Origin of the sequence: Pseudomonas sp. BN411 (assembly GCF_029871235.1) — a bacterium.
GTDB lineage: Bacteria > Pseudomonadota > Gammaproteobacteria > Pseudomonadales > Pseudomonadaceae > Metapseudomonas.
In genome coordinates, this window is record NZ_SSOM01000055.1 from 162,141 (window position 1) to 183,897 (window position 21,757).

At 65.1% G+C, this 21,757-nt stretch carries 22 protein-coding genes and 1 tRNA gene; 14 read left to right on the top strand and 9 right to left on the bottom strand.

Features of this window, described 5'->3' with window-relative positions:
* Nucleotides 1-65: 65 nt before the first annotated feature.
* The 3 genes from E8F06_RS08770 to E8F06_RS08780 are packed head-to-tail and all read right to left on the bottom strand — an operon-like array spanning nt 66 to nt 4,816.
* Nucleotides 66-1,625: an FGGY-family carbohydrate kinase gene (locus E8F06_RS08770; RefSeq protein WP_280366208.1), complete on the bottom strand. Its 1,560-nt coding sequence runs from the start codon at nt 1,623-1,625 to the stop codon at nt 66-68.
* Nucleotides 1,626-1,643: 18 nt separating this feature from the next.
* On the bottom strand, nt 1,644-3,218 hold the full coding sequence (locus tag E8F06_RS08775) for a glycerol-3-phosphate dehydrogenase/oxidase (RefSeq protein WP_280366211.1): 1,575 nt from the start codon (nt 3,216-3,218) through the stop codon (nt 1,644-1,646).
* 2 nt (nt 3,219-3,220) lie between these two features.
* The gene (locus E8F06_RS08780) at nt 3,221-4,816 is read right to left on the bottom strand and encodes an FAD-binding oxidoreductase (protein ID WP_280366214.1); all 1,596 of its coding nucleotides are present in this window, start codon (nt 4,814-4,816) and stop codon (nt 3,221-3,223) included.
* A gap of 125 nt (nt 4,817-4,941) precedes the next feature.
* Here E8F06_RS08780 and E8F06_RS08785 point away from each other — a divergent pair, with 125 nt between their 5' ends.
* Nucleotides 4,942-5,964 (top strand): AraC family transcriptional regulator, encoded by a 1,023-nt coding sequence (locus E8F06_RS08785; RefSeq protein WP_280366217.1) that lies wholly within the window; start codon nt 4,942-4,944, stop codon nt 5,962-5,964.
* Nucleotides 5,965-6,101: 137 nt separating this feature from the next.
* Here the strand turns inward: E8F06_RS08785 and glp are convergent, their stop codons facing one another.
* Both glp and moaB read right to left on the bottom strand, forming a co-directional pair.
* A complete protein-coding gene (gene glp, locus E8F06_RS08790; protein ID WP_280366219.1) occupies nt 6,102-7,316 on the bottom strand; it encodes a gephyrin-like molybdotransferase Glp in 1,215 nt (404 codons plus the stop codon).
* Nucleotides 7,313-7,852 carry a molybdenum cofactor biosynthesis protein B gene (gene moaB / locus E8F06_RS08795; RefSeq protein WP_190828483.1) on the bottom strand — a complete coding sequence of 180 codons (540 nt, stop codon included), beginning with the start codon at nt 7,850-7,852 and terminating at the stop codon, nt 7,313-7,315. Before moaB ends, glp begins: the two co-directional genes overlap by 4 nt.
* A 67-nt stretch (nt 7,853-7,919) precedes the next feature.
* Here moaB and mobA point away from each other — a divergent pair, with 67 nt between their 5' ends.
* From mobA to E8F06_RS08810, 3 genes are all read left to right on the top strand, one after another.
* Nucleotides 7,920-8,507 carry a molybdenum cofactor guanylyltransferase MobA gene (gene mobA, locus E8F06_RS08800; RefSeq protein ID WP_280366222.1) on the top strand — a complete coding sequence of 196 codons (588 nt, stop codon included), beginning with the start codon at nt 7,920-7,922 and terminating at the stop codon, nt 8,505-8,507.
* A 78-nt stretch (nt 8,508-8,585) separates the two neighbouring features.
* On the top strand, nt 8,586-8,807 hold the full coding sequence (locus tag E8F06_RS08805; protein WP_028629502.1) for a YgdI/YgdR family lipoprotein: 222 nt from the start codon (nt 8,586-8,588) through the stop codon (nt 8,805-8,807).
* Nucleotides 8,808-8,970: 163 nt separating this feature from the next.
* Nucleotides 8,971-9,047, top strand: a tRNA-Pro gene (locus E8F06_RS08810).
* Between the two features lie 238 nt (nt 9,048-9,285).
* Here E8F06_RS08810 and E8F06_RS08815 read toward each other — a convergent pair.
* The 3 genes from E8F06_RS08815 to E8F06_RS08825 all read right to left on the bottom strand — a co-directional run bounded on the left by E8F06_RS08815 (nt 9,286) and on the right by E8F06_RS08825 (nt 11,366).
* A complete protein-coding gene (locus tag E8F06_RS08815; RefSeq protein WP_280366225.1) occupies nt 9,286-9,522 on the bottom strand; it encodes a glutaredoxin family protein in 237 nt (78 codons plus the stop codon).
* A gap of 46 nt (nt 9,523-9,568) precedes the next feature.
* Entirely contained in the window at nt 9,569-10,720 is a 1,152-nt protein-coding gene (locus tag E8F06_RS08820; protein ID WP_280366227.1) for a DUF5610 domain-containing protein, read from the bottom strand.
* Nucleotides 10,721-10,808: 88 nt separating this feature from the next.
* Complete coding sequence (locus E8F06_RS08825; RefSeq protein WP_280366230.1) at nt 10,809-11,366, bottom strand: TetR family transcriptional regulator; 558 nt, start codon at nt 11,364-11,366, stop codon at nt 10,809-10,811.
* Between the two features lie 158 nt (nt 11,367-11,524).
* On the opposite strand from E8F06_RS08825, the gene E8F06_RS08830 reads away from it, so the two are divergent.
* The 4 genes from E8F06_RS08830 to E8F06_RS08845 all read left to right on the top strand — a co-directional run bounded on the left by E8F06_RS08830 (nt 11,525) and on the right by E8F06_RS08845 (nt 15,308).
* Nucleotides 11,525-12,118, top strand: a complete 594-nt coding sequence (locus tag E8F06_RS08830) for a glutathione S-transferase family protein (protein WP_280366232.1) — start codon at nt 11,525-11,527, stop codon at nt 12,116-12,118.
* A 17-nt stretch (nt 12,119-12,135) separates the two neighbouring features.
* Complete coding sequence (locus E8F06_RS08835) at nt 12,136-13,062, top strand: pyridoxamine 5'-phosphate oxidase family protein (RefSeq protein ID WP_280366235.1); 927 nt, start codon at nt 12,136-12,138, stop codon at nt 13,060-13,062.
* Nucleotides 13,063-13,066: 4 nt separating this feature from the next.
* Nucleotides 13,067-13,933, top strand: coding sequence for an MBL fold metallo-hydrolase (locus E8F06_RS08840; RefSeq protein WP_280366238.1), 867 nt, complete (start codon nt 13,067-13,069; stop codon nt 13,931-13,933).
* 106 nt (nt 13,934-14,039) lie between these two features.
* Entirely contained in the window at nt 14,040-15,308 is a 1,269-nt protein-coding gene (locus E8F06_RS08845; protein WP_280366240.1) for an OprD family porin, read from the top strand.
* 82 nt (nt 15,309-15,390) lie between these two features.
* On the opposite strand, the gene E8F06_RS08850 is transcribed toward E8F06_RS08845, so the two are convergent.
* Complete coding sequence (locus E8F06_RS08850; RefSeq protein ID WP_280366243.1) at nt 15,391-16,599, bottom strand: ammonium transporter; 1,209 nt, start codon at nt 16,597-16,599, stop codon at nt 15,391-15,393.
* Nucleotides 16,600-16,954: 355 nt separating this feature from the next.
* Between E8F06_RS08850 and E8F06_RS08855 the strand changes: the two genes are divergently transcribed.
* The 6 genes from E8F06_RS08855 to E8F06_RS08880 all read left to right on the top strand — a co-directional run bounded on the left by E8F06_RS08855 (nt 16,955) and on the right by E8F06_RS08880 (nt 21,752).
* Nucleotides 16,955-17,269, top strand: a complete 315-nt coding sequence (locus tag E8F06_RS08855) for a YqjD family protein (RefSeq protein ID WP_190828502.1) — start codon at nt 16,955-16,957, stop codon at nt 17,267-17,269.
* A gap of 2 nt (nt 17,270-17,271) precedes the next feature.
* Nucleotides 17,272-17,661, top strand: a complete 390-nt coding sequence (locus E8F06_RS08860) for a phage holin family protein (RefSeq protein WP_280366246.1) — start codon at nt 17,272-17,274, stop codon at nt 17,659-17,661.
* Nucleotides 17,658-17,975: a hypothetical protein gene (locus E8F06_RS08865; RefSeq protein WP_280366248.1), complete on the top strand. Its 318-nt coding sequence runs from the start codon at nt 17,658-17,660 to the stop codon at nt 17,973-17,975. The genes E8F06_RS08860 and E8F06_RS08865 overlap by 4 nt, the downstream gene beginning before the upstream one ends.
* A 121-nt stretch (nt 17,976-18,096) precedes the next feature.
* Nucleotides 18,097-19,269, top strand: coding sequence for an EAL domain-containing protein (locus E8F06_RS08870; RefSeq protein WP_280366250.1), 1,173 nt, complete (start codon nt 18,097-18,099; stop codon nt 19,267-19,269).
* A gap of 61 nt (nt 19,270-19,330) precedes the next feature.
* Nucleotides 19,331-20,662, top strand: coding sequence for a deoxyguanosinetriphosphate triphosphohydrolase (locus tag E8F06_RS08875; protein WP_280366253.1), 1,332 nt, complete (start codon nt 19,331-19,333; stop codon nt 20,660-20,662).
* A gap of 25 nt (nt 20,663-20,687) precedes the next feature.
* Complete coding sequence (locus E8F06_RS08880; RefSeq protein ID WP_280366255.1) at nt 20,688-21,752, top strand: FUSC family protein; 1,065 nt, start codon at nt 20,688-20,690, stop codon at nt 21,750-21,752.
* The last annotated feature ends 5 nt before the right edge of the window (nt 21,753-21,757 follow it).

Here is a 21,757-nt window from a genome sequence, read left to right on the forward strand (position 1 = left end):
TGTAGGGCGCGCCGCGCGCACAGGAACTCCTTGCCGAGTCCCGGTACGCGCGGCGCACCCTACATTCACGCCGGATAGCCGGTGATATCCCTGATCTTCCGGTACAGCGGCCGCAGCTGCTTGTACATCCCCTGGTAAACCTCCCGGTACAGCCGCTCGTAGGTGAGCCGTGCCTGCGGGTCAGGCTGGAACACCCGCCCCACTCGCGTCATGGCGCGGATCGCCGTGGGGAAGTCCGGGTGCAGCCCCAACCCCACCGCGCAATCGATGGCCGCCCCCAGGCCCGATGTCTCGTAGACATGGGGCCGCTCTGCTGGCAGGCCGAAGATATCGGCGGTCAGTTGCATGGCCGCATCGCTCTGGGAGCCACCGCCCGACACCCGCAGGCGGGTGATGCTGGTGCCGGAGCGTTTCTCGATCTGTTCCTTGCCTTGGCGCAACGCGTAAGCCAGACCTTCGAGGATGGCGCGGTAGATGTGCGCGCGAGTGTGCACGTCGCCAAAACCTATGATCGAACCCTTGGCCTCCAGGCCCGGCTCGCGAATGCCGGGTGACCAGTAGGGCTGCAGCATCAACCCCATGGAGCCAGGCGGCACGCTGTTTACCAGCTCGTCGAACAGCGCCTCGGGCTCCACACCCAGTTCCTTCGCCCGCTGCATCTCGCGCAGGCCGAATTCCTGCTTGAACCAGCTGACCATCCAGAAGCCCCGGTAAATCATCACCTCGGTGTTGAAGTGATCGGGAATCGCGGCCGGATAGGGCGGGATCAGCGGAATGGTTTCCAGGTACTTGCGGCGCGTGGTGTTGATGGTCGCGGTAGTGCCATAAGAGAGGCAGGCGGTGCTCGGCTCGACGCCACCGGCGCCGATCACTTCGCAGGCCTTATCGGCCCCCGCGGCGATCAGAGGCAGCCCCTCCGGAATACCGGTATGGCGGCTGGCTTCGGCAGTGATGCTGCCCAGGCGCTCGCCGGGCTTGAACAGCTCCGGCAACTGCTCGCGACGCACCGGCATCGACTGCCACTTCCAGTCCCGTGGCGCGGCCCATTGCAGGCGCTTGTAGTCAAACGGCAGATAGGCCACCTGGCACGCCACCGAGTCGACGAACCGGCCGCACAGGCGATGGCTGAGGAAGCCCGAGAGCAACAGCACCTTGTCGGTCCGCGCCCAGAGCTCGGGCTGGTTCTGCGCTACCCAGTTCGCCTCGGCCTGAGCGCGGAAATAGTCCACGGTGCCTTCCAGGCCAATCGCCTTGAACAACCAGCCCCAGGGTCCCTTGATGCGCCCCTGTACTTCGGCCTGGCGCTGATCCAGCCAGAGGATGGCCGGGCGCAGCGGCTTGCCCTGTTCGTCGACATTGATCACCGTGCCGCGCTGGGTGGTCAGCGACACACCTCGGATCAAGCTGCGGTCGATATTCACCGATTCCCAGAGCAGCCGGCAGGCTTCGCCCAGGCTGTCCCAGTAATAGTCCGGGTCCTGTTCGGCCCAGCCGGGCTGGCTCGAATAGTAGGCCTCGAGCGGCACCTTGCCCTTGCCCACCAGGTTGCCGTCCAGGTCGAACAGCAGCGCCCGCACGCTCTGGGTGCCGTTGTCGATGGCCAGCAGATAGCTCTTTTCGCTCACGATGCGTCCTTGTTCTTGTTATTCGGGCAGGCTGTAACAGCGTCGGTAGAGCGCCAGGTAGTCGGCCTCTTCCCGCACCCAGCGAGCGTCATCCCATCCCAGCAGCGGTTGGCACAAGGCGCGGACACGTGGCAGTTCTCCACGCGCGCCGTTGGGCAGCAGCAGGCCGAGCCGGGTCCGGCGCAACATCAGGTCATCCAGGTGCAGCACCAGCTCGCCTTCCGCCGCCCAGGCCAGTTCGGCCCAGAGCGTATCGGTGGCGCCGACGCGTTCATTGCCCAACCGCGCGACCCAGCGCGCGAGTTCCATTACTGTCCGCCCATGGCGCCCGACCAGTCGCAGATGCTGGGCAGGCGACAGGGACGGAAGCACAGGGGCGGAAACCGGTGGGAACACCGGGCCATCGCCGTCCTCCACAGTGCGACCGACAAACCCTGCGCACGCGTGCAGCACCTCCAGCGCCAACAGGCGGAAGGTGGTCAGCTTGCCTCCGGCGAGGGTCACGCAGCCGGGCTCGGTCCAGAGGACATGCTCGCGTTTTTCATCCGAAGGCTTGATCTGCGAGTCGCCGTTGCTCACCACCGGCCGCACGCCGGCCCAGGTGGACAGCACATCGGCGCGTGCAATCGCCGCCGCCGGGAACTGCAATGCGCAGGCCTGCAGCAGGTAGTCCACTTCGGCCTCGCTGATCCGCGCATCCTGGTCCAGCCCTTCCCCATGATCGAGGTCGGTGGTGCCGATCACCGTCGCCCCCTCCCAGGGGAACACGAACACAGGTCGCCCATCGGCAGGGTGCATGAAGCTGATGGCATGGGCCAGCGGCAGGCGCCAGCCCGGAACCAGTAAGTGGCTGCCACGCAGCGGGCGGATATGTTCGGTTCCCTGGGCCCCACGCAGGCGATCAGCCCAGGCGCCCGTCGCCAACGCCACCGCGCGGGCACGGAAAGTGAGACGCCGGCCGCTCTCCAGGTCCTCAGCCTCCAGGCCGTTCACCCTGCCCTGCTCACGCTTGAGGTCGACGACGCGCATGCCGTTCAGCGCCTCGCCGCCTTCGGCGCGCGCCTCGCCCAGCACCCGCATGACCAGACGGGAATCGTCCGTCACCGCGTCGAAGAAACGGGTCCCGCCCTGCAACCCGCCTTCACCCAGGCCGGGAACCAGGTAGCGCAGTTGCTGCAGGGGGTAATAGAGGTGGTTGCGTCGTCCAGCCAGGGCGTCATAGACCGCCAGCAGGCTGCCAAACACGCGCGGCCCCGGAAAGCCGCCGCGATGGGGCATGACGAAGCTCAGCGGCTCCACCAGACCGGGGGCTTCGGCCAGCAAACGCTGGCGTTCGCGTACCGAAGCGCGAGTCAGCCCGAACTGCCCCTTGGCGATGTAGCGCAGGCCGCCATGGACCATCTTCGACGAGCGACTGGAGGTGCCCCAGGCAAAATCCCTCTGCTCCAGCAGCAGGCATTTCCAGCCACGCCGAGCCGCTTCCCGAAGGATGCCCGCGCCACAGATGCCACCACCGACGACAATCAGGTCCCAGTCCTGGGCGGCCAGTTCAGGCAAGGCGGTCGCGCGCCAGGCGGCGCTCCAGGTGGCCATGTTCAGTCCTCGATCAGGACGCCGGGAGCCAGGCGCCCCTCGGGATCGAAGTGCTGCGCCAGGCTGCGCAGGGCGGCCATACCCAGCGGCCCCTTCTCTACCGGCAGCCAGGGCGCGTGATCGCGACCGACGCCGTGCTGGTGGCTGATGGTGCCGCGATTCTGCGCGATCACTTCGCTGGCGGCGCGCTTCAACTTGCTCCAGCGCGCCAGCGCTTCGGCGTAGCTGTCGCCCGGACGGTAGACATAGGTGGTGTAGATGCTCGATCCCTCGCCGTAGACATGGGACAGGTGGGTGAATACGTGGACCCGCTCGCCCTCCTCCTTCAACCCGGTGCGCAGGCTGGCCTCGATCTTGTTGAGCAGGCTGTCGACATTGACCCAGTCGGTGGCGGTTTCCAGGGTGTCCACCACATAACCGGCACTCCACAGGGCGTGGCGCAGATAGGGGAAGCGGAAGCGATTGTGCTCCCACTTCTTGCCCAGCAGGGTGCCAGTGAACACACCGCCGAAGCCCTTCAGCAGGCGACGTGCCTGCTTCAGCGAAGCCGCGTTTTGCGCGCGGTTTCCGGTGACGCCGAAAGTCAGCATGCATTTACCGGCGCCAGCGCCACGCAGAGCGAGGTACTTCTCCAGCAGGGCGATCTGCCCCGGATGGCCAGCCAGCGCCAGCTGGGTTTCCGTCTCGATGGCATTGGACAGGCGCAGCATGGACAGCGGCACCCGTGCCTGGGCCAGGCTGCGGATCCCTTTCAGAGCCTGGTTCCAGCTGGGCAGGAAGACAGCGTAGAAGGACTCCTGCTCGGCCAACCGGGTGACCCGCACCCGTACTTCGGAGATCACCCCGAATCGCCCTTCCGAACCGAGCACCATTTCGCGCAGGTCAGGGCCCGCCGCCGACGCCGGGAAGGTGGGCAGCTCCATGGGGCCGGCGAAAGTCTCCAGGGTGCCGCCGGCAAACAGCTGCTCGATGCGGCCGTAGCGCAGGGACTGCTGGCCACTTGAACGGCTCGCAACCCAGCCGCCGAGGGTGGACAACTCCCAGGACTGCGGAAAATGGCCGAGGGTGTAGCCACGGGCACGGAGTTGGCTTTCCACCTGCGGGCCGCTGGCGCCGGGGCCGAAGGTGGCGATCTGACTTTCCTCGTCCAACTCCAACAGGCGGCTCATGCGCTCCAGGGAGACAGTCAGTACCGGCCGCTCGCCGGCCTGGGGATTGATGTGGCCGGCTACCGAAGTACCGCCGCCATAAGGAATCAGCACCAGGTCACGCTCGACGGCCAGGGCCAGCAATTGGCGGATCTGCTCCGGGGTTTCCGGAAAGGCCACGCCATCGGGGAACTGTCCGAAGTCGCCCTCACGCATCGCCAGCCAATCCGGCAGGCTCTGCCCACGGGCGTGACGCACGCGGGTCTCGGCATCCAGGGTGATCAGCGGGTGGGGGGCCAGACGCGAAGTCGGCACGCGGGCCAGCACCTGTTCCAGGCTGGCATCGGGCAAGGGCTGCCCTTCACTGATGCGCTCGGCCAGGAACATCGCTCCATTGGCGGGCAGTTCCACCACCGTCGCCTCATCGCCCCAGCCGTTCCAGCGTCGCATGCCGTTCTCCTTGTTCAGGTTGTTTCGAAGGTTTTCGATGGCTGCCTATACTAGCCAGCCGCCCAAAGGCGTCACTGTCGGATCGGGACAGTGGCAATCGCCAATCAGGACATAACAAGAAACACATGCAAGCGCTCGGCTATACCTCGGTTCCCGCACTTCTCAAGTACCTGCGCCATGCAGAACAACTTGGCATGGATCAGGCCTCGACCCTGGCCGCAGCCGGCATTCGCCCGGACGACCTCGCGGACAACAGCAAGCGCCTACCCAGTGAAGCCCACGAGCGCCTGCTGACCTACCTGATCCGGGAATCCGGCGACGCCCTCTTCGGCCTGCACTCGGCGCGCTACGTGCAGCCCGGCTCCTGGAGCGTGCTGGGCTACATCACCATGAACTGCACCACCCTGGGCGAGGCCATGAGCCGCATCGCCCCCTACGAGAAACTGGTGGGCGACATGGGCGTGAGTCGCGTGGAAGCGGACAGCGACAAGGTGCGGATGATCTGGAGCTGCCGCCACCAGGACCCGGCGATCCGCCGCCACATGGTGGAGAACGTGCTCGCGTCCTGGCTGCTCTACGCCCGCTGGATCGCCGACATGCAGCGTTCGCCGCAGGAAGTATGGTTCGAACACGCCCAGCCCGAGGCGACCCGCATCGAGGAATACGAAGAAGTGTTTGGCTGCCCGGTGCGTTTCGAGCAGCCCTGCAACGCCCTGCTGGTACCGATGGAGTACCTGGCCGTGCCCCTGCGCCAGGCGGACGCCAATCTGCTGCGCACCCTGGAAGAACATGCCCTGGCCCTGATGGCCGGGCTGGATGACGACGAGCCGCTGCCGCAACGGGTGAAGAACGCCCTGCGCCTGCTGCTCAAGGACGGCCTGCCACGCAAGGAACGGGTGGCGGAGAAATTCCACATGACAGTGCGCACCCTGCAGCGCCACCTGCAGCAGGCCGGCACCAGCTACCAGCAGATTCTCGATGAACTGCGCCGCGAGCTGGCCGAACACTACCTGCTACGCAGCGACCTGCCGATTCAGGACATCGCCTGCTACCTGGGCTTCACCGAGTCCCGCTCCTTCCACCGCAGTTTCAAGGCTTGGACGGGGCAGACGCCGGGGGAGTACAGGGAAGAGAAGCGCCAAAGCTGAAGGCAGGAACAAACCTGTGGGGGCGATTTCAATCGCTAAGCAGGACGCAGTCCTGCCATAGGGTCTCCCATGGGCAGCTGCGCTGCCCTTAGCGAATAAATTCGCCCCCACATAGAGAGGCAAAAGCCTCACAGCGACTAAGCCTGCAACTCACTCAACGGAATGAAGCGCAAGGTGTCACCCTCAGCCAGGGTGGTGCCTTCCAGCACCTCCACCAGTCCCTCGGCCCAGGCTGCGCTGCGCAGCACACCGGAGCTCTGGTTCGAGTAGATCACCGCACGGCCGTTCTCCAGCCGCGCGCGCAGGTACTCGCGTCGATTGCCCGGCTTCTTCCAGATGAATCCAGCCGGCACTGTGAAGCCGAGCGGTTCCACCTCTTCCACGCCCAGGCGGCGCAGCAGGTAAGGCCGTGTCAGCAGGCCGAAGGTCACCAGGGTGGAGGCCGGATTGCCCGGCAGGCCGATCACCGGCACACCCCGGAAATGCCCGAATGTCAGGGGCTTGCCTGGCTTGATGGCCAGCTTCCACAGCGCCAGCTCGCCTTCCTCACGCAATGCCACGCCAAGGAAGTCCGCTTCACCCACCGAGACGCCGCCGGTGGAGAGAATCAGGTCGACCTGTCCCAGCTCACCAAGCGCCTTGCGAGTGAGCGCCAGGTCATCGGCGATGATGCCGGCATCCACCACAGCGCAGCCCAAGCGCTTGAGCCAGGCGATCAGCAGACTGCGATTGCTGTTGTAGATCTGCCCCGGCCCGAGGGGCTGGCCGGGCGGCACCAATTCGTCACCCGTGGAGATCACTGCTACGACGGGACGGCGGCGCACCACCAGCTCGGCGGCGCCGAGGGAGGCGCACAGGCCCATTTCGATAGGACCCAGGCGAGTGCCGGCGGGCAGCACCGTTTCGCCGGTGTGGGTTTCCTGGCCACGGGCGCGGACGTTCTGCCCAGCTTTGATAGGTTCTAGGAAACGTACCCGGCCATCGGCCAGGACTTCGGCGTTCTCCTGCATTTCCACCAGGTCCGCACCCTCGGGCAACGGCGCTCCGGTGAAGATGCGCGCACAGGTTCCCGGTTGCAGGGGTTCCGGTGCGCTGCCGGCGAGAATGCGTTGGCTCACCACCAGCGGCTCGCCCTGCCAGTCGGCCAGGCGCAAGGCGTAACCGTCCATGGCGCTGTTGTCCCACGGCGGCAGGTCCAGGCCTGCCACCAGCGCTTCGGCCAGCACGCGGCCATCGGCATCAGCCAGCGCGACGGTTTCACAGGCTTCGATCGGTGCAGCCGCCGCCAGGTCGAGCAAACGCCGCAGGGCGTCCTCGACCGGCATCAGGCCGGGATGATCGCAACCGCTCATCCGCGGCTCTCGCAGGCGTTGGCCTGGGTCAGGTGCGGCACGAAGTTGCAGGGGCGATGACGGTTGTCCAGCTGCTCGGCGAGGATGCCATCCCAGGCGGTGCGGCAGGCATTGGTGGAGCCCGGCAGGCAGCAGACCAGGGTGCCATTGGAGAGGCCCGCCAGGGCGCGGGACTGCATGGTGGAAGTACCGATATCGCTGACGGAAATCTGTCGGAAGTATTCACCGAAGCCATCCACCTGCTTGTCCAGCAGGCAGGCGACCGCTTCCGGGGTGCTGTCGCGGCCGGTGAAACCGGTGCCGCCGGTGATCAGCACTACCTGCACGTGATCGTCGGCGATCCAGGTGGCGACCTGGGCGCGGATCTTGTACAGGTCGTCCTTCAGCAGCACGCGCGCGGCCAGGTTGTGGCCAGCGGCGGTGAGGCGGTCAACGAAGAGCTGGCCGGAGGTGTCGGTCTCCAGGCTGCGGGTATCACTGACAGTAAGAACGGCGATATTGAGCGGCACGAACACCGCCTCGGCCTTGTGACTCATGGCAGGCTTCCAGTTGTAGGAGTGAATGCCCGGTGTTATATCACAGCGCCGTCCCGGAGACCGTGCCATGTCCGACAAGCCTTTGCCGCCCTGCTCTGTCCTGCTGCTTTCCGGCGGTCGAGGGCGGCGTCTTGGCGGCCTCGACAAGGGCCTGGTGGAGTGGCAAGGCCGCCCGCTGATCGCCTGGCTGCATGAGCGGGTGCGCCCCCTCACCGACGACCTGATCATCTCCTGCAACCGCAATGCGGACCGCTATGCCGCCTGGGCCGACCAACTGGTGCAGGACGACAGCCCCGACTATCCCGGCCCGCTGGCCGGCCTTCGTGCGGGCCTCGCGGTGGCCCGCCATGAGCAGGTGCTGATCCTCCCCTGCGACGCCCCCAAGGTCGACGATGCGCTGATTGCCGAGTTGCTCGCCGCCGCCTGTGAGCGCCCCGTAATGGTCCGACAAGGCAAATTCTGGGAGCCGCTGTTCTGTGTCCTGCCCCGCGCGGTGCTGCCGGTACTGGAAGCCGGATGGCAGGCCGGGGAACGTAGTCCGCAGCGCATCCTCCGCCAATTGAATCCGGTTGCAGTGGTGTGCGCGGAAGGTGATCCACGATTGGCCAACTTCAATACACCCGACCTGCTGGCCCCTTCACCCCTGAAGGACTGAGTCAGGTTGCCGGAACTTTGCCGGGACGTTCTTCGTCAGAAGCTGCGTACAACCAGCGTAATCATCAAGGAGATGACGATGAACCAGCGGATCGCCCCCGCTTTCCTGCTCGCAATGGGCCTTTTCACTCTGGCCGGCTGCTCCTCGCCGACCGTGATAACCCTCAATGACGGGCGCGAGATCCAGGCCGTGGACAAACCCGACTACGACGAAGACTCGGGCTTCTACGAGTTCGAACAACTGGATGGCAAACATGCCAAGGTGAACAAGGATCAGGTCCGCACCATCAAGGAGCTCTGATTCCACCGGCCCGCTCGCGCCCTCCCGGTAAAGCGGGCCCTCACCTCTTCCCGGCAATCCCGCGCCGTTCGCAGTCTCCCACCTCCCCCCGCAAAAAAATTAAAAAATCTTTCGCTAACCCCTTGTAGGCCAAAAGTTTTTCTGTAGAATGCGCGCCACACAACGGAGCGTAGCGCAGCTTGGTAGCGCGTCTCGTTCGGGACGAGAAGGTCGCTGGTTCGAATCCAGTCGCTCCGACCAAATCCCGAAAAACCCGCCTTAAAGGCGGGTTTTTTATTGCCTGCGATTTTTCATCGCCACGACGCGCCACGGCAAATACCCAAAGCCATCGACAGCTCCATCAGCTACTCGAAGAAGAATTGCGCAGCCGTGCTCGGCCAGCCAGCGGCCAGAACATTCTGTGCGGGAGCGGAACGATTTGCGTGGGTGCGCGCGGAAGGCATTACTGCCTGACGCCGGCTACATCAGGACGTAGCAATCACGTCAGAAAAGAGGCCACCTGGCAGGCATCAAAGGGCCAGCCCAGCTCGCTACCGGTATCGCAACGGCGCAGGACCGGAATGCGCAGGCCGTAGGTTTCGACCCACTCCTCGCGGTCGGCAATGTCCACCAGTTCCACCAACAAGCCACGTTCGACGAAGGGCATGAGCACGCCTTCGGCTACCTCGCAGAGGTGGCAGCCGAGGGTGCCGAAGAGTTGGCATTCAGGAAGCATGGGGACGCGCCTCGAAAATCAGCGAGGCGCGAAGTCTAGCACGGGGTCAGTCGTCAGTGGATTCGCTCTTGGCCTTGTCCAGCAAGGGCTGCAGGCCATCCAGCAGGCGGCTGTTGAAGCGTTCGGCCTTGGCCAGTTGGGCCGGGTCGAAACGCTCGTCGAGGCCGAATCCGCCCTTGAGCAGTTCTTCCAGGGCACCACGGCCGTTCTCGGCGAGTTCTCCCGCGCTGCGCAGCGCCTCCAGAAGGCTGTTGGCGTAATCCTTGAGGTTGCCGTTGACTGCGCTCGCCGCCTGACCACCCTGCTGGGCGACGGCGCCATATGCGTCGGTCGCCTGCATGATCTTGGTCTGGGTGAGGTGCAGAGACATGGAAGCCAGTTGTTCGCCATCCATGTCCAGGGCCATGGCCCGGTCGAAGGCGCCAGCCACGTCGCCAGAGTAGAACTTGCTGGAGATGTCCTGGACCTGGCCAAGCAGGTCGCTCAGGGCCGCCTTCTCTTCGTCGTCCAACTCCCCTTCCACCTCGATCTGCCAGGCGCCGATCTGCAGGCTGGACGATTGGCTGCTGACGGACACCAGCGAGTTTTTGCCGTCGCTCGCCGCCGCCACGCTGCTGCGCGACCAACTGGACGACGCCTGGGCGATGGAAATGCGCAGCTTGTCGCCGTCGCGGGTTTTCACTTCCAGGTCGAAGGTTTCCGATTGGGCGTTGAAGCGTTCGCTGTAACCCGCGACTGCCACTGTCCCACCGGCCTGGGGAGATTGCGCCGGCTGGGTGTAGGTCTTCTGCAATTGATCCAGGCCATCCTGGATGCGGCCGAAGGTGTCATCGATGTCGTCAGCGACCTTGCCGCCAAGTACACCGAGGCCGTCCAGAACCTTGCGCGCGTCGTCGAAGCCTTTCTGAATCCCGGCGCGGGCCTGATCCAACAGCCCCTGCAGCTTGGCTGGATCGGCACCGTCCGCCTTCTCTTTGCGCAGACGCTGGTCGATGAAGCCCAGTACGCGGTCCGCGACTTTCTCGGGGGTGTATTTGGATGCCTTGTCACTCAGGGCGCCCGGCTCGAGACCCAGACGCTCACCCAGGCGACCAGCGAGGACTTCCTGTGCATCCGCCTGTTTGCGGGCCAGGACGGAAGCCAGGCCGGGGAAGGAGGAACGATGGGCGGCAGAAGCGAGGGAGGCCAGGGCATTCATGTCGGGAGCATCCGGAGTCGACGGTGTCCCTTCTTTGGCGGCCAAAGGCCGAAGAACTTGAACTGCCGACGACGAACGGGGCCCGACGTCAGACGCCGGCGGCGCGCAGCAGTTGTTCCGCGGCGTCCTTCGCCTCCAGCGCCTGATCGCTCGGGCCCTGGATGTGGGCCATGCTGATCGCCCCTTCCATCAGGTACTGCAACTGACGCGCCAGACGCTCAGGCTGAGCGCCACCCAGGCTCTGCAGGGCGGCGATGAAGTAGTTCTGCGTAGCGATCTTGTAGGACGCCGCAAGACGATGCACCGGATGGGCGCGGTCGTGAAATTCGGCCGCCGCATTGATGAAAGCGCAGCCGCAGAACTCTTCCTGCCGCAGCCATTCATCCAGGCCGTCGAATACCCGCAGGATGGCTTCCCGCGGCGGCAGGTTGGCGAAGGCCCATGCCATGCGCTCGGCCGCTGGCGCGAAGCGGGATTCCAGGGCGGCCATTATCAGTTCGTCCTTGGACTTGAAATGCTTGTAGAGGGTCATCTTGGCCACGCCGGACTCCGCCAGGATGCGGTCGATGCCGGTGGCGTGGAAGCCTTCGCGATAGAAGAGCGAAAGGGCCGTGTTGACCAGTTGATCGCGTTTACTCGATGCCATTGCAGCCTCCTGAACCGGCGCATTATGCGCATCCCACTTGAACGTCTCGAACCACACGGGGCGCGGAATGCGCGGGCGAAGCAAAATTTGCCCTTGAAATATACAGACAGGTCTGTCTACTATCCAGATCAAATTCCAACCAACGCGAGGGACTCGCCATGCAACTCCACGATTTCTACCTTTCCGGCAACTGCTACAAGGTCCGCCTGTTCCTTGGCCTGATCGGCCAGCCCGTCGAGTTGCTGACCGTCGACCTGCCCAAGGGCGCGCAGAAACGTCCGGAGTTCCTCGCCCTGAACCCGCGCGGGCAGGTCCCGGTACTGGTTGATGATGGGCAGCCGCTGGTCGACTCCCAGGCCATCCTGGTCTACCTGGCGCGACGCTATGCGGATGCGCACTGGTACCCGTTGGACGCCGTCACCGAGGCGCGGATCGCCAGTTGGCTGAGCCTGACCGCCAACGAAATCCACAACGGCGCGGCACGGGCCCGGATAGGACTGAAGTTTGGCCGCCCGATAGACCTGGACGACGCCCAGGCCCGTGGCCGCCAGGTACTGGAGCTGGTGGACGCGCACCTGGCCGACCGCACCTGGCTGGTCGGCGAGCAGCCCACCATCGCCGACGTGGCGGTCTACCCCTACCTCGCCATGGCCGATGAAGGCGGCCTGGACCTGACGCCCTACCCGCACCTGCACACCTGGTTCGCGCGCATCCGCGCCCTGCCCGGCTACGTCGACCTGCCCCACTTCTGAGGGGCCTGGAGGCCATCATGAGCAGTCCGTTCCACCCTGGCGAACAAGCGATCCAGACCCGTGTCGGCGTACGCGAGCAAGTAGAAGACATGGGTAGCCGGATGATTCGCGACTACATGCCGGAGCAGCATCGCCTGTTCTTCGCCCAGTTGCCCTGGATGCTGGTGGGCAGCCTGGACAGCGACGGCCAGCCCCAGGCCTCAGTGCTGTGGGGCAAGCCGGGCTTCGCCCACTCGCCGGAGCCCAGCCTGCTGCGGATCAACGCCCGCCCGGAGGCCGACGACCCGCTGGCCGCCAACCTGCACAGCACAGCGCGCCTTGGCTTGCTCGGTCTGGAACTGCCAACGCGGCGGCGCAACCGCATGAACGGCCCACTGCTGGACAACGACGGAGAAGGCTTCGCCCTCGCGGTGCAGCAGTCCTTCGGTAATTGCCCGAAGTACATCCAGGCTCGCGATTGGCACTGGCATGAGCGCGCCGCCGGACCGCTGGAGCAGGGCGATGGCCTCGACCCGCGTTGGCTGCAGCTGGTCAAGCGCAGCGACACACTGTTCATCGCCAGCCAGCATCTCGACCCGGAAACCGGCGGCGTCGACATCTCCCACCGTGGTGGCGTGCCGGGATTCGTGCAGCTGGGCGACGACGGCCGACTCTGGCTGCCGGACTACAGCGGCAACCAGATGTTCAACACCCTCGGCAACCTGTTGCTGGAACCTCGCTGCGGCCTGCTCTGGGTGGACTTCGCCAGTGGCGACCTACTGCAACTGGAAGCCCGCGCGGAAATTCTCTGGCCAGGCCAGGACGGCTCGGCCGGCCTGCCCGACTTGCCTGGAGCCGAACGCCTGGTAGCGCTGACTCCCGGCCGCTGGCGCCTGCGTCGAAGCCGCCTGCCGCTGGGCTTTGACCACGCACGTCCCTCCCCCTTCCTGCCTCAAGGACACTGATTCCATGCGTCTACGTTCGTACTTCCTGTTGCTCCTGCTGGGGACGATCAGTGCGGTCACCCAAGCCGAAGGACTGCGTTTCTCGCTGGTGAAGACGTCCGAGACCGAAACCCTGGACGCCTTCACCGTGGCTGATGGCCAATGGACCGAGAAGGTGAAGGCCAACCATGTGGCGGTACTGATCCAGCACCACGCCGCCACCCTGCTTTTCGATACCGGACTCGGCCGCCAGGTGGACAGCCAGTTCAGCGGCGAGATGCCCTGGTGGGACAAGCCGCTGATGCAGTACGGCGCCGTGACCCCGGCCCGCGACCAGCTCGACAGGGACGGCATCCGGGTCGACCGCATCCTGCTCAGCCATGTCCATTGGGACCACGCGTCGGCGCTGGCGGACTTCCCCGAAGTGCCGGTCTGGGCGCCCTATGAGGAAATCGAGTTCACCGAGATCGCCACGCCGCCGGCCATCCTGCCCAGCCAGTTCGCCCACGGTGTGAAATGGCATCCCTTCACCTTCCTCCCCATCTCCTTCATGGGTTTTGAGGAAAGCCTCGACCTGTTCGGCGACCGCAGCCTGGTACTGGTGCCGCTCAGCGGTCATACGCCGGGTTCAGTGGGTCTGTTCCTGACTCTGGAGGACGGGCGGCGCTTCTTCTTCACCGGCGACGTCAGCTGGCGCCTGGAAGGTTTCACCGGCCCGAAGGAAAAGTTCTGGGTCAGCCGCAGGATGGTCGACAACGACCGTGAAGCCACGCGCGCCCAGCTGCAGAAAGTGCATGACCTGCTCCAGCGAGAACCCGGTCTGATCGTGGTTCCGGCCCATGATGCGGCGGTGCAGGATCGGCTCGGGTACTACCCGCAATGGGTGCAGTGAGCGACCGACCATCGTCTAACTGCAAAAGTTGTAACGAAATGCTTTAGTCAAATTGTTGTAACAGGACGACCCGACCGACCTGAAAACCAACGAGGAGACAATAACAATGAGTAAGACCTCGCTTGCGCAAGCCGTGGCCCTCGCCGCGCTCGGCGCCAGTGTCACCCTGCCGGGCGTCGCCCAGGCCGAGTTCATCAAGGACAGCAAGGCCAGCCTGGAGCTACGCAACTTCTACTTCAATCGTGACTTTCGCCAGGAAGGAGCCGCCCAGTCCAAAGCCGAGGAATGGGCCCAGGGCTTCCTCCTGCGTTACGAATCCGGCTTCACCGAAGGCACCGTTGGCGTGGGTGTGGACGCCCTGGGCCTGCTCGGCGTCAAGCTTGATTCCAGCCCCGACCGCAGCAACACCGGCCTGCTCAAGCGCGACCGCGAAACCGGCCGCGCCCAGGACGAGTACGGCGAGCTCGGCCTGACCGCCAAGCTGCGCGCGTCCAAGAGCGTGCTCAAGGTCGGCACCCTGCTGCCCAAGCTGCCGGTGGTCCAGTACAACGACTCGCGCCTGCTGCCGCAGACCTTCAAGGGTGGCCAGCTGAACTCCATGGAACTCGATGGCCTGACCTTCGATGCCGGCCAGCTCAAACAGGTGAACCAGCGTGACTCCTCCGACTACGAGGACATGACCATCACCACCGGCGCTGCCCGCGCCATCACCGTCCGCAGCGGCACCACCAGCGACAAATTCAACTTCGGCGGCGCCAGCTACAAGTGGACCGACAACCTCGTCACCGGCTACCACTACGGCGAGCTGCAGGACTTCTACAAGCAGCACTATTTCAGCGCCGTGCACACGCTGCCGCTGGCTGACAAGCAGTCGCTGAAGAGCGACCTGCGCTACGCCCGCTCCACGGACGACGGCACCAGCAACGTCGATAACAAGGCCTTCGGCGCCATGTTCACCTATGCCCTGGGCGGCCACGCCTTCGGCCTCGGCTACCAGAGCATGAGCGGCGATACCGGCTTCGCCTACATCAACGGCACCGACCCCTTCCTGGTGAACTACGTACAGATCGGCGACTTCGCCAACAAGGACGAGAAGTCCTGGCAGGCCCGCTACGACTACAACTTCGCCAGCATCGGCATTCCCGGCCTGACCTTCATGACCCGCTACCTGTCCGGCGACAACATCGACCTGGGCGCGGGCCGCGAAGAAGGCAAGGAATGGGAACGCAACATGGACATCGCCTACGTGTTCCAGGAAGGCGCGCTGAAGAACTTCGGCATCAAATGGCGTAACGCTACGGTGCGCTCCACCAACTTCGGCAACGACCTCGACGAGAATCGTCTGATTCTCAGCTACGTCATGCCGCTCTGGTAAGTTCGCCAGGCAATGAAAAGCCCGCCAGATGGCGGGCTTTTTCTTTCGTCCTGAGGGCGAATTCACTCGCGAATGCGGAGGCTCAATCCTGCGAGGTAGCCCCGATCTTGTGGATCGACAGGTCGGCGCCGTAGTACTCCTCTTCCTGGCTCAGGCGGATGCCCCAGACCGACTTGAGCAGGCCGTAGACCGCAAAGCCGCCCACCAGCGCCACCAGCACGCCGACGCCGGTGCCGATCAACTGGCTGACGAAGCTGACGCCACCCAGCCCGCCAAAGGCTTGCTGGCCGAAAATGCCGCAGGCGATACCGCCCCAGACGCCGCACAGGCCATGCAGCGGCCAGACGCCGAGTACGTCGTCGATCTTCCACTTCACCTGGGTCGCGGTGAACGCCCAGACGAACAGGGCGCCTGCGATCGCGCCGGTGACCAGGGCGCCCACCGGGTGCATCAGGTCCGAGCCGGCGCAGATCGCCACCAGGCCGGCGAGCGGTCCGTTGTGCAGGAAGCCGGGGTCGTTGCGGCCCACCAGCAGCGCGGCGACCGTGCCGCCGACCATGGCCATCAGCGAGTTCACCGCCACCAGGCCGCTGACGCCTTGCAGGGTCTGGGCACTCATCACGTTGAAGCCGAACCAGCCGACGATGAGGATCCAGGAACCCAGGGCCAGGAAGGGAATGTTCGACGGGGCGAAGGCCACCAGGCGGCCTTCGCGATAGCGGCCATTGCGATGGCCCAGCAGCACCACGGCGCCGAAGGCCAGCCAACCGCCAACCGCGTGCACCACCACCGAGCCGGCGAAGTCATGGAAGCTCGCACCGAAGCTGTTCTTCAGCCAGTCCTGCAGGCCAAAGTTGCCGTTCCAGATCATCCCCTCGAAGAAGGGATAGATGAAGGCGACGATCAGCAAGGTGGCGCAGAGCTGCGGGCAGAACCGGGCGCGCTCGGCGATACCGCCGGAAATGATGGCCGGAATGGCCGCGGCGAAAGTCAGCAGGAAGAAGAACTTCACCAGGGCGTAACCATGGTCGGCGGCGAGTACGCTCGCCGGCTCCAGGAAGGTCACGCCATAAGCGATCCAGTAGCCGACGAAGAAATAGGCCAGGGTCGAGATCGCAAAGTCGGAAAGGATCTTCGACAGGGCGTTGACCTGGTTCTTCTGGCGCACCGTGCCCACTTCAAGGAAGGCGAAGCCCGCGTGCATGGCCAGCACCATGACGGCGCCCATCAGGATGAACAGGGTGTTGGAACCGTGGATCAGGGTTTCCACGGCGCTATTGAGGTTTTCCATTGGCGAAGACAACTCCGGCAGCGAGGAAAAAAGCACCAAAGCGGTTCAGGCGAGGTTTTCTGCGCACCATCCTGAGGCCATGCCGCACCGCAAAGGATCAAACCCGAATCCCGACTTGGTGCAGGCTGGCCAGCGCAGGAAAAATCCCGAACGGCGTTTCTCTTTGATTTTCATGAGGTTGAGCGCTGCTTCCGGGTCTCGACGGGCCATCCAGGGCGCCCCGATCCAGCGCATCTCGCCACAACCGCGCACCAGCCCGATGCAAGCGCTATACCAGCGGACAGAAGGAAATTCCGGGTGAACCTTGGAAGAAGGCACCTACTCTTAGGCATTGAGTCCTACATGGAGAATCGCCATGCCCCGTAAGACCGCCGCCCGCGCCCAGGATGACCTGCTGGCCGACTTCCAGACCCTGGTCAGCGATACCGAGAAACTCCTGCAAGACACCGCCAGCCTGGCAGGCGAACAGGCCGACGAGCTGCGTCTGCAGATCCACGAAAGCCTCAAACGCGCCCGCGACACCCTTCGCGACACCGAGCAGAACTTGAAGGAACGCGGCCAGGCCGCGGTACAGGCCACCGAGGACTACGTCCAGGAGCATCCCTGGCAGAGCGTCGGCCTGGCTGCCGGTATCGGCTTCCTACTCGGCCTTCTGGCCGCCCGGCGCTGACCATGAGTGAAGAAACCCCTTCCGCCCAGGAGGCGGGACGCGGCCCTTCGCCCAGACGCCTCAGCGCCTCGCTGCTCGGCCTGCTGCAAGGCCATGTGGAGCTGTTCGGCATCGAGCTGCAGGAACAAAAGGCCAACAGCCTCTACCTGTTGTTGTTCGGCGGGCTGACACTGATTTTCGCCATGCTCCTGCTGATCGGGCTGTCTGGCCTGATCCTGGTCCTGCTCTGGGAGAACTGGCGCTTCGAGGCCCTCGGGGGTCTTTGCCTCTTCTACCTGCTGGCAACCATCTATTGCGGCGTGCGTTTGCGGGCAGCGGTGGATGACGAGGAATCGCCTTTCAGCGCAACCCTCGAAGAACTGGCCCGTGACCGGGAGCGCCTGCTGCCATGAGCCTGCCGGAACTACCCCGCAATGCGAGCCGTCGCGACATGCGCAAGGCGCTGATCCGCCTGCGCCTGGAAATGCAGCGCCAGGAACTGCGACACGAGTCCCTGCTGCTGACCCAGCCCTTGCGCCAGGCGCGGGAAATGACCCGCAAGCTGGACATCCCCCATGCCCCACTCTGGGGCATCGCCGCGGTGGCGGCCCTGGGCTTTTTCGCCGCGCGCAAGGGCAGCCTGAAGCGTGGCCTGCGCCTGGGCGGCGTTCTCCTTCCCTTGCTGCAGGCGCTATTGAAAGTCCCACCTCGAGACGACTCCGGCTGACAACCAGCCGGTGCAAGGCAACTGGCCACATTCTTGCTACGGGTGAGCGGCCCGTCGCACCAGCCATGGGCACCGACCCGCACCATGCGCAATCCCATGGCCTTCCAGCTAAGGAGTCAACGTGATCGATGGGCAACCGCTCGCCTGCTTCCAGCCCTTCATCGATACCGCTACCGGGCTGATCGCCGGCGTCGAAGCCTTGGGGCGGCTGCGCCAGCCGGACGGCAGCCTGCAATCGGTCGGCCCCCTCTTCCTCGACTCCAGGGCGTCCCAAGCGGCCCTGCGTCGGCTCGACCGGCAATTGCGGGAAGATGCCCTGCAGCGCTTGCACACTGCCCCGGCGGAATGGTTCCTCAGCCTGAACATCTCCCCGCGCTGGATCAGCCGCCTGCGTCCGGGCCAACCCCTGCCCAGCCTCAAGCAGCTGCAGCGCTTCGGCATAGCGGCCGAGCGCATCGTCTTCGAGATCACCGAATTGGGCGGCGCCAGCCAGCGCCTGGCGGAGGTGGTGGCGCGTTATCGTGAAGCCGGCGCGCGGATTGCCATCGACGACTTCGGCGCCGGTTACTCCCAGCTCGACCGGGTGCTGGCCCTGCAACCAGACATCCTCAAACTCGACATGCGCCTGTTCCAGGCCGCGGCCCGGGGCGGCCCCAGTGGCGAAGTGGTGAAGGCCCTGGCGCAGATGGCCGAGAAGACTGGTTGCTGGATCATCGCCGAGGGCGTGGAAACCGAAGCCGAACTGGACTTCGCCCTGGAGTGCGGCGCCCGCTACGTGCAGGGTTACCTGTTCGCCGCCCCGCGCCTGGAGTTCTTCGCGACCGACGCCTTCGTCCAGCGCTTCGCCGTGCTACGCGACCGCTATGTGCAGAGCAAGCTGGCTGAGCGTGCACGCCTGATGACCCTGCGCCGAGATCTCAACCAGTTGATGGCGCAGTTGCGCACCTGGGCCGAAAGCGGCGCTCCGGCATCGAGCCTGGCCAGGCCCGATGAATATCCGTGGCTGCTGCGCATCTACCAATGTGACCGCAATGGCACCCAGATCAGCCCCAACCTGCAATGGGGGCCGGGTGGCTGGCAGGAGGACCCGAGCTATCTGGGCCACAACTGGTCCTGGCGCCCCTACTTCTACCAACTGCTGGCCGAGGGCTGGGAAGAGCGCCGCCTGACCCTCTCCACGACCTATCGCGACGCCACCACCAACCAGTACTGCCTGACTGCCGGGCAGTTCATCGACAATGGCCGCCGCCTGCTGCTGGTGGATATCGACGCCGCCGGCCTGGCGAGGGACTGAGCCGCAGGCAGGCGCTTGGGTTAGAGTAGGATCTTCGGCCACTGAACGGCGAGGACAGGCCTTGGACTGGCAGACCCTGCTCACCCGCGAACGCCTCGGCAAACCGGTGCACAGCACCGATGAGCTGGGCCGCAGCCCCTTCCACAAAGACCACGACCGCATCATCTTCTCCGGCGCCTTCCGGCGTCTCGGACGCAAGACCCAGGTGCACCCGGTCTCCAGCAACGACCACATCCATACGCGTCTGACCCACTCACTGGAAGTGAGCTGCGTCGGGCGATCCCTGGGCATGCGCGTGGGCGAAACGCTGCGCGACGCGCTGCCGGACTGGTGCGAGCCCTCGGACCTCGGCGTCATCGTCCAGTCGGCCTGCCTGGCCCACGACATCGGCAACCCGCCGTTCGGCCACTCCGGCGAGGACGCCATCCGCCACTGGTTCGAGCAGGCTGCAGCACGGGGTTGGCTGGACGCCATGAGCGACACCGAGCGCGCCGACTTTCTCAGTTTCGAGGGCAACGCCCAGGGCCTGCGCGTGCTCACCCAACTGGAGTATCACCAGTTCGACGGCGGCATGCGCCTGACCTACGCCACCCTCGGCACCTACCTGAAATACCCCTGGACTTCGCGTCATGCCGAGGCCCTGGGCTACAAGAAGCACAAGTTCGGTTGCTACCAGAGCGAGCTGCCTTTGCTGGAGCAGATCGCCACCAAGCTGGAACTGCCGCGCATCGACGAACACCGCTGGGCACGTCACCCGCTGGTCTACCTGATGGAGGCGGCGGACGACATCTGCTACGGCCTCATCGATCTGGAAGACGGCCTGGAGATGGAGCTGCTGGATTACGAGGAGGTCGAAGCATTGCTCCTCGGCCTGGTGGGCGACGACCTGCCGGAAACCTACCGCCAGCTCGGCCCCAGGGATTCCCGCCGGCGCAAACTGGCCATCCTGCGCGGCAAGGCCATCGAGCACCTGACCAATGCCGCCGCCCGTGCCTTCGTCGATCAGCAGGACGCCTTGCTCGCCGGCAGCCTGCAGGGCGACCTGGTGGAACACATGCACGGCCCGGCCAAGCACTGTGTGCTCCGCGCCAAGGCCATCGCCCGCGAAAAGATCTTCCAGGACAAGCGCAAGACGCTCCATGAGATCGGCGCCTACACGACGCTGGAGATCCTCCTCAACGCTTTCTGCGGCGCGGCGCTGGAGCAACATGGCGGGCGCTCGCCGTCGTTCAAGCACCGGCGCATCCTCGACCTGCTCGGCAACAATGCCCCCGATCCTGACTGGCCGCTCTATCGCGCGTTCGTCCGGGTCATCGATTTCATTGCCGGGATGACCGACAGCTACGCTACCGAAATGGCCCGTGAGATGACCGGCCGCTCCAGCCCGACCTGATCCAGCGCCTTCAGGAGCCGTGTCGATGCGCAACCTGCTCAGTCGAAGCCTTAGCTGGCACGCTGGCCCACCCACTTGGGGCCCCGCTCTGATGGCGGGCATGGGCTGCGGCCTGCCGCTGGTGCTTGGCCTGTTCACCAGCCACAGCGGCTTCCTCTGGGCCGCCACCGGTGCGTTCCAGGCCGCCCTGGCCAATCCCTACCATCGACTCGGCATGTTGCGCATGAGCCTGCTCACGAGTCTCGGTGCAATCGCTGCCGGGATGGGCTTCTGGGCCGCAAGTCATCCGTTACTGAGCCTTGCCAGCTTTGCCTTCATGGGGCTGCTGTTGGCAGTGATGCAACGCTATGGCACGGAGTTCGGAAAGTTGGGCGCGGGGCTGGCGGTCTGCCTTTGCCTGGGTCAGGGCCAGGCGGGGCTAGGCAACCTGCACAACGGCCTGGCGGTGGGGGCCTTGTTCGCCATCGGCGGCTTGTGGGTGATGCTGCTGGCGTTCGCCCTGCGCGCCTCCCGGGGGATGCGGCTGTGGCCACTGATGCCACGACTGGGCAAGTTCGCACGGGTCATGCGTCGCCATGCCCAGCGTCTGCCCCAGCGTCTCTGGCTGATCCATGCGCTGGCCTGCAGCCTCGCGGGCGCCATGGCCGGTCTGGCAGTCAATCTGTCCGGGCTGCCACGGGGCTACTGGCTGACGCTCACGGTGATGACCACTATTCAGATGGATCTCCATGGCAGCCTGGAGCGCGGCATCCAGCGCAGTCTGGGCAGCCTCATCGGAGCACTGATCCTGATCGGCATCGGCAGCTGGCTGCAGAGCCCGGCGCTGCTGGTGGCCTGCATGCTGCCGCTGATCGTGCTAAGCCGCGCCTACATTGCCCATCACTATGGCCTGTTCGTGGTCCAGACCACCGTGTGTTTCGTGCTGCTGGCGGAGAGCCTTTCCAACGACTGGCACCTGCCCGAGCTTCGTCTCTACAACACGCTTCTCGGGGCTGGATTGGCGCTACTGGTGGCCTATCTTGCCCACCGCGCGCGCCTGCGCTGGGCCACTCCCGCACCGCGAATGGAAACCGCTCCCCAGAGTGACTGAGCCTT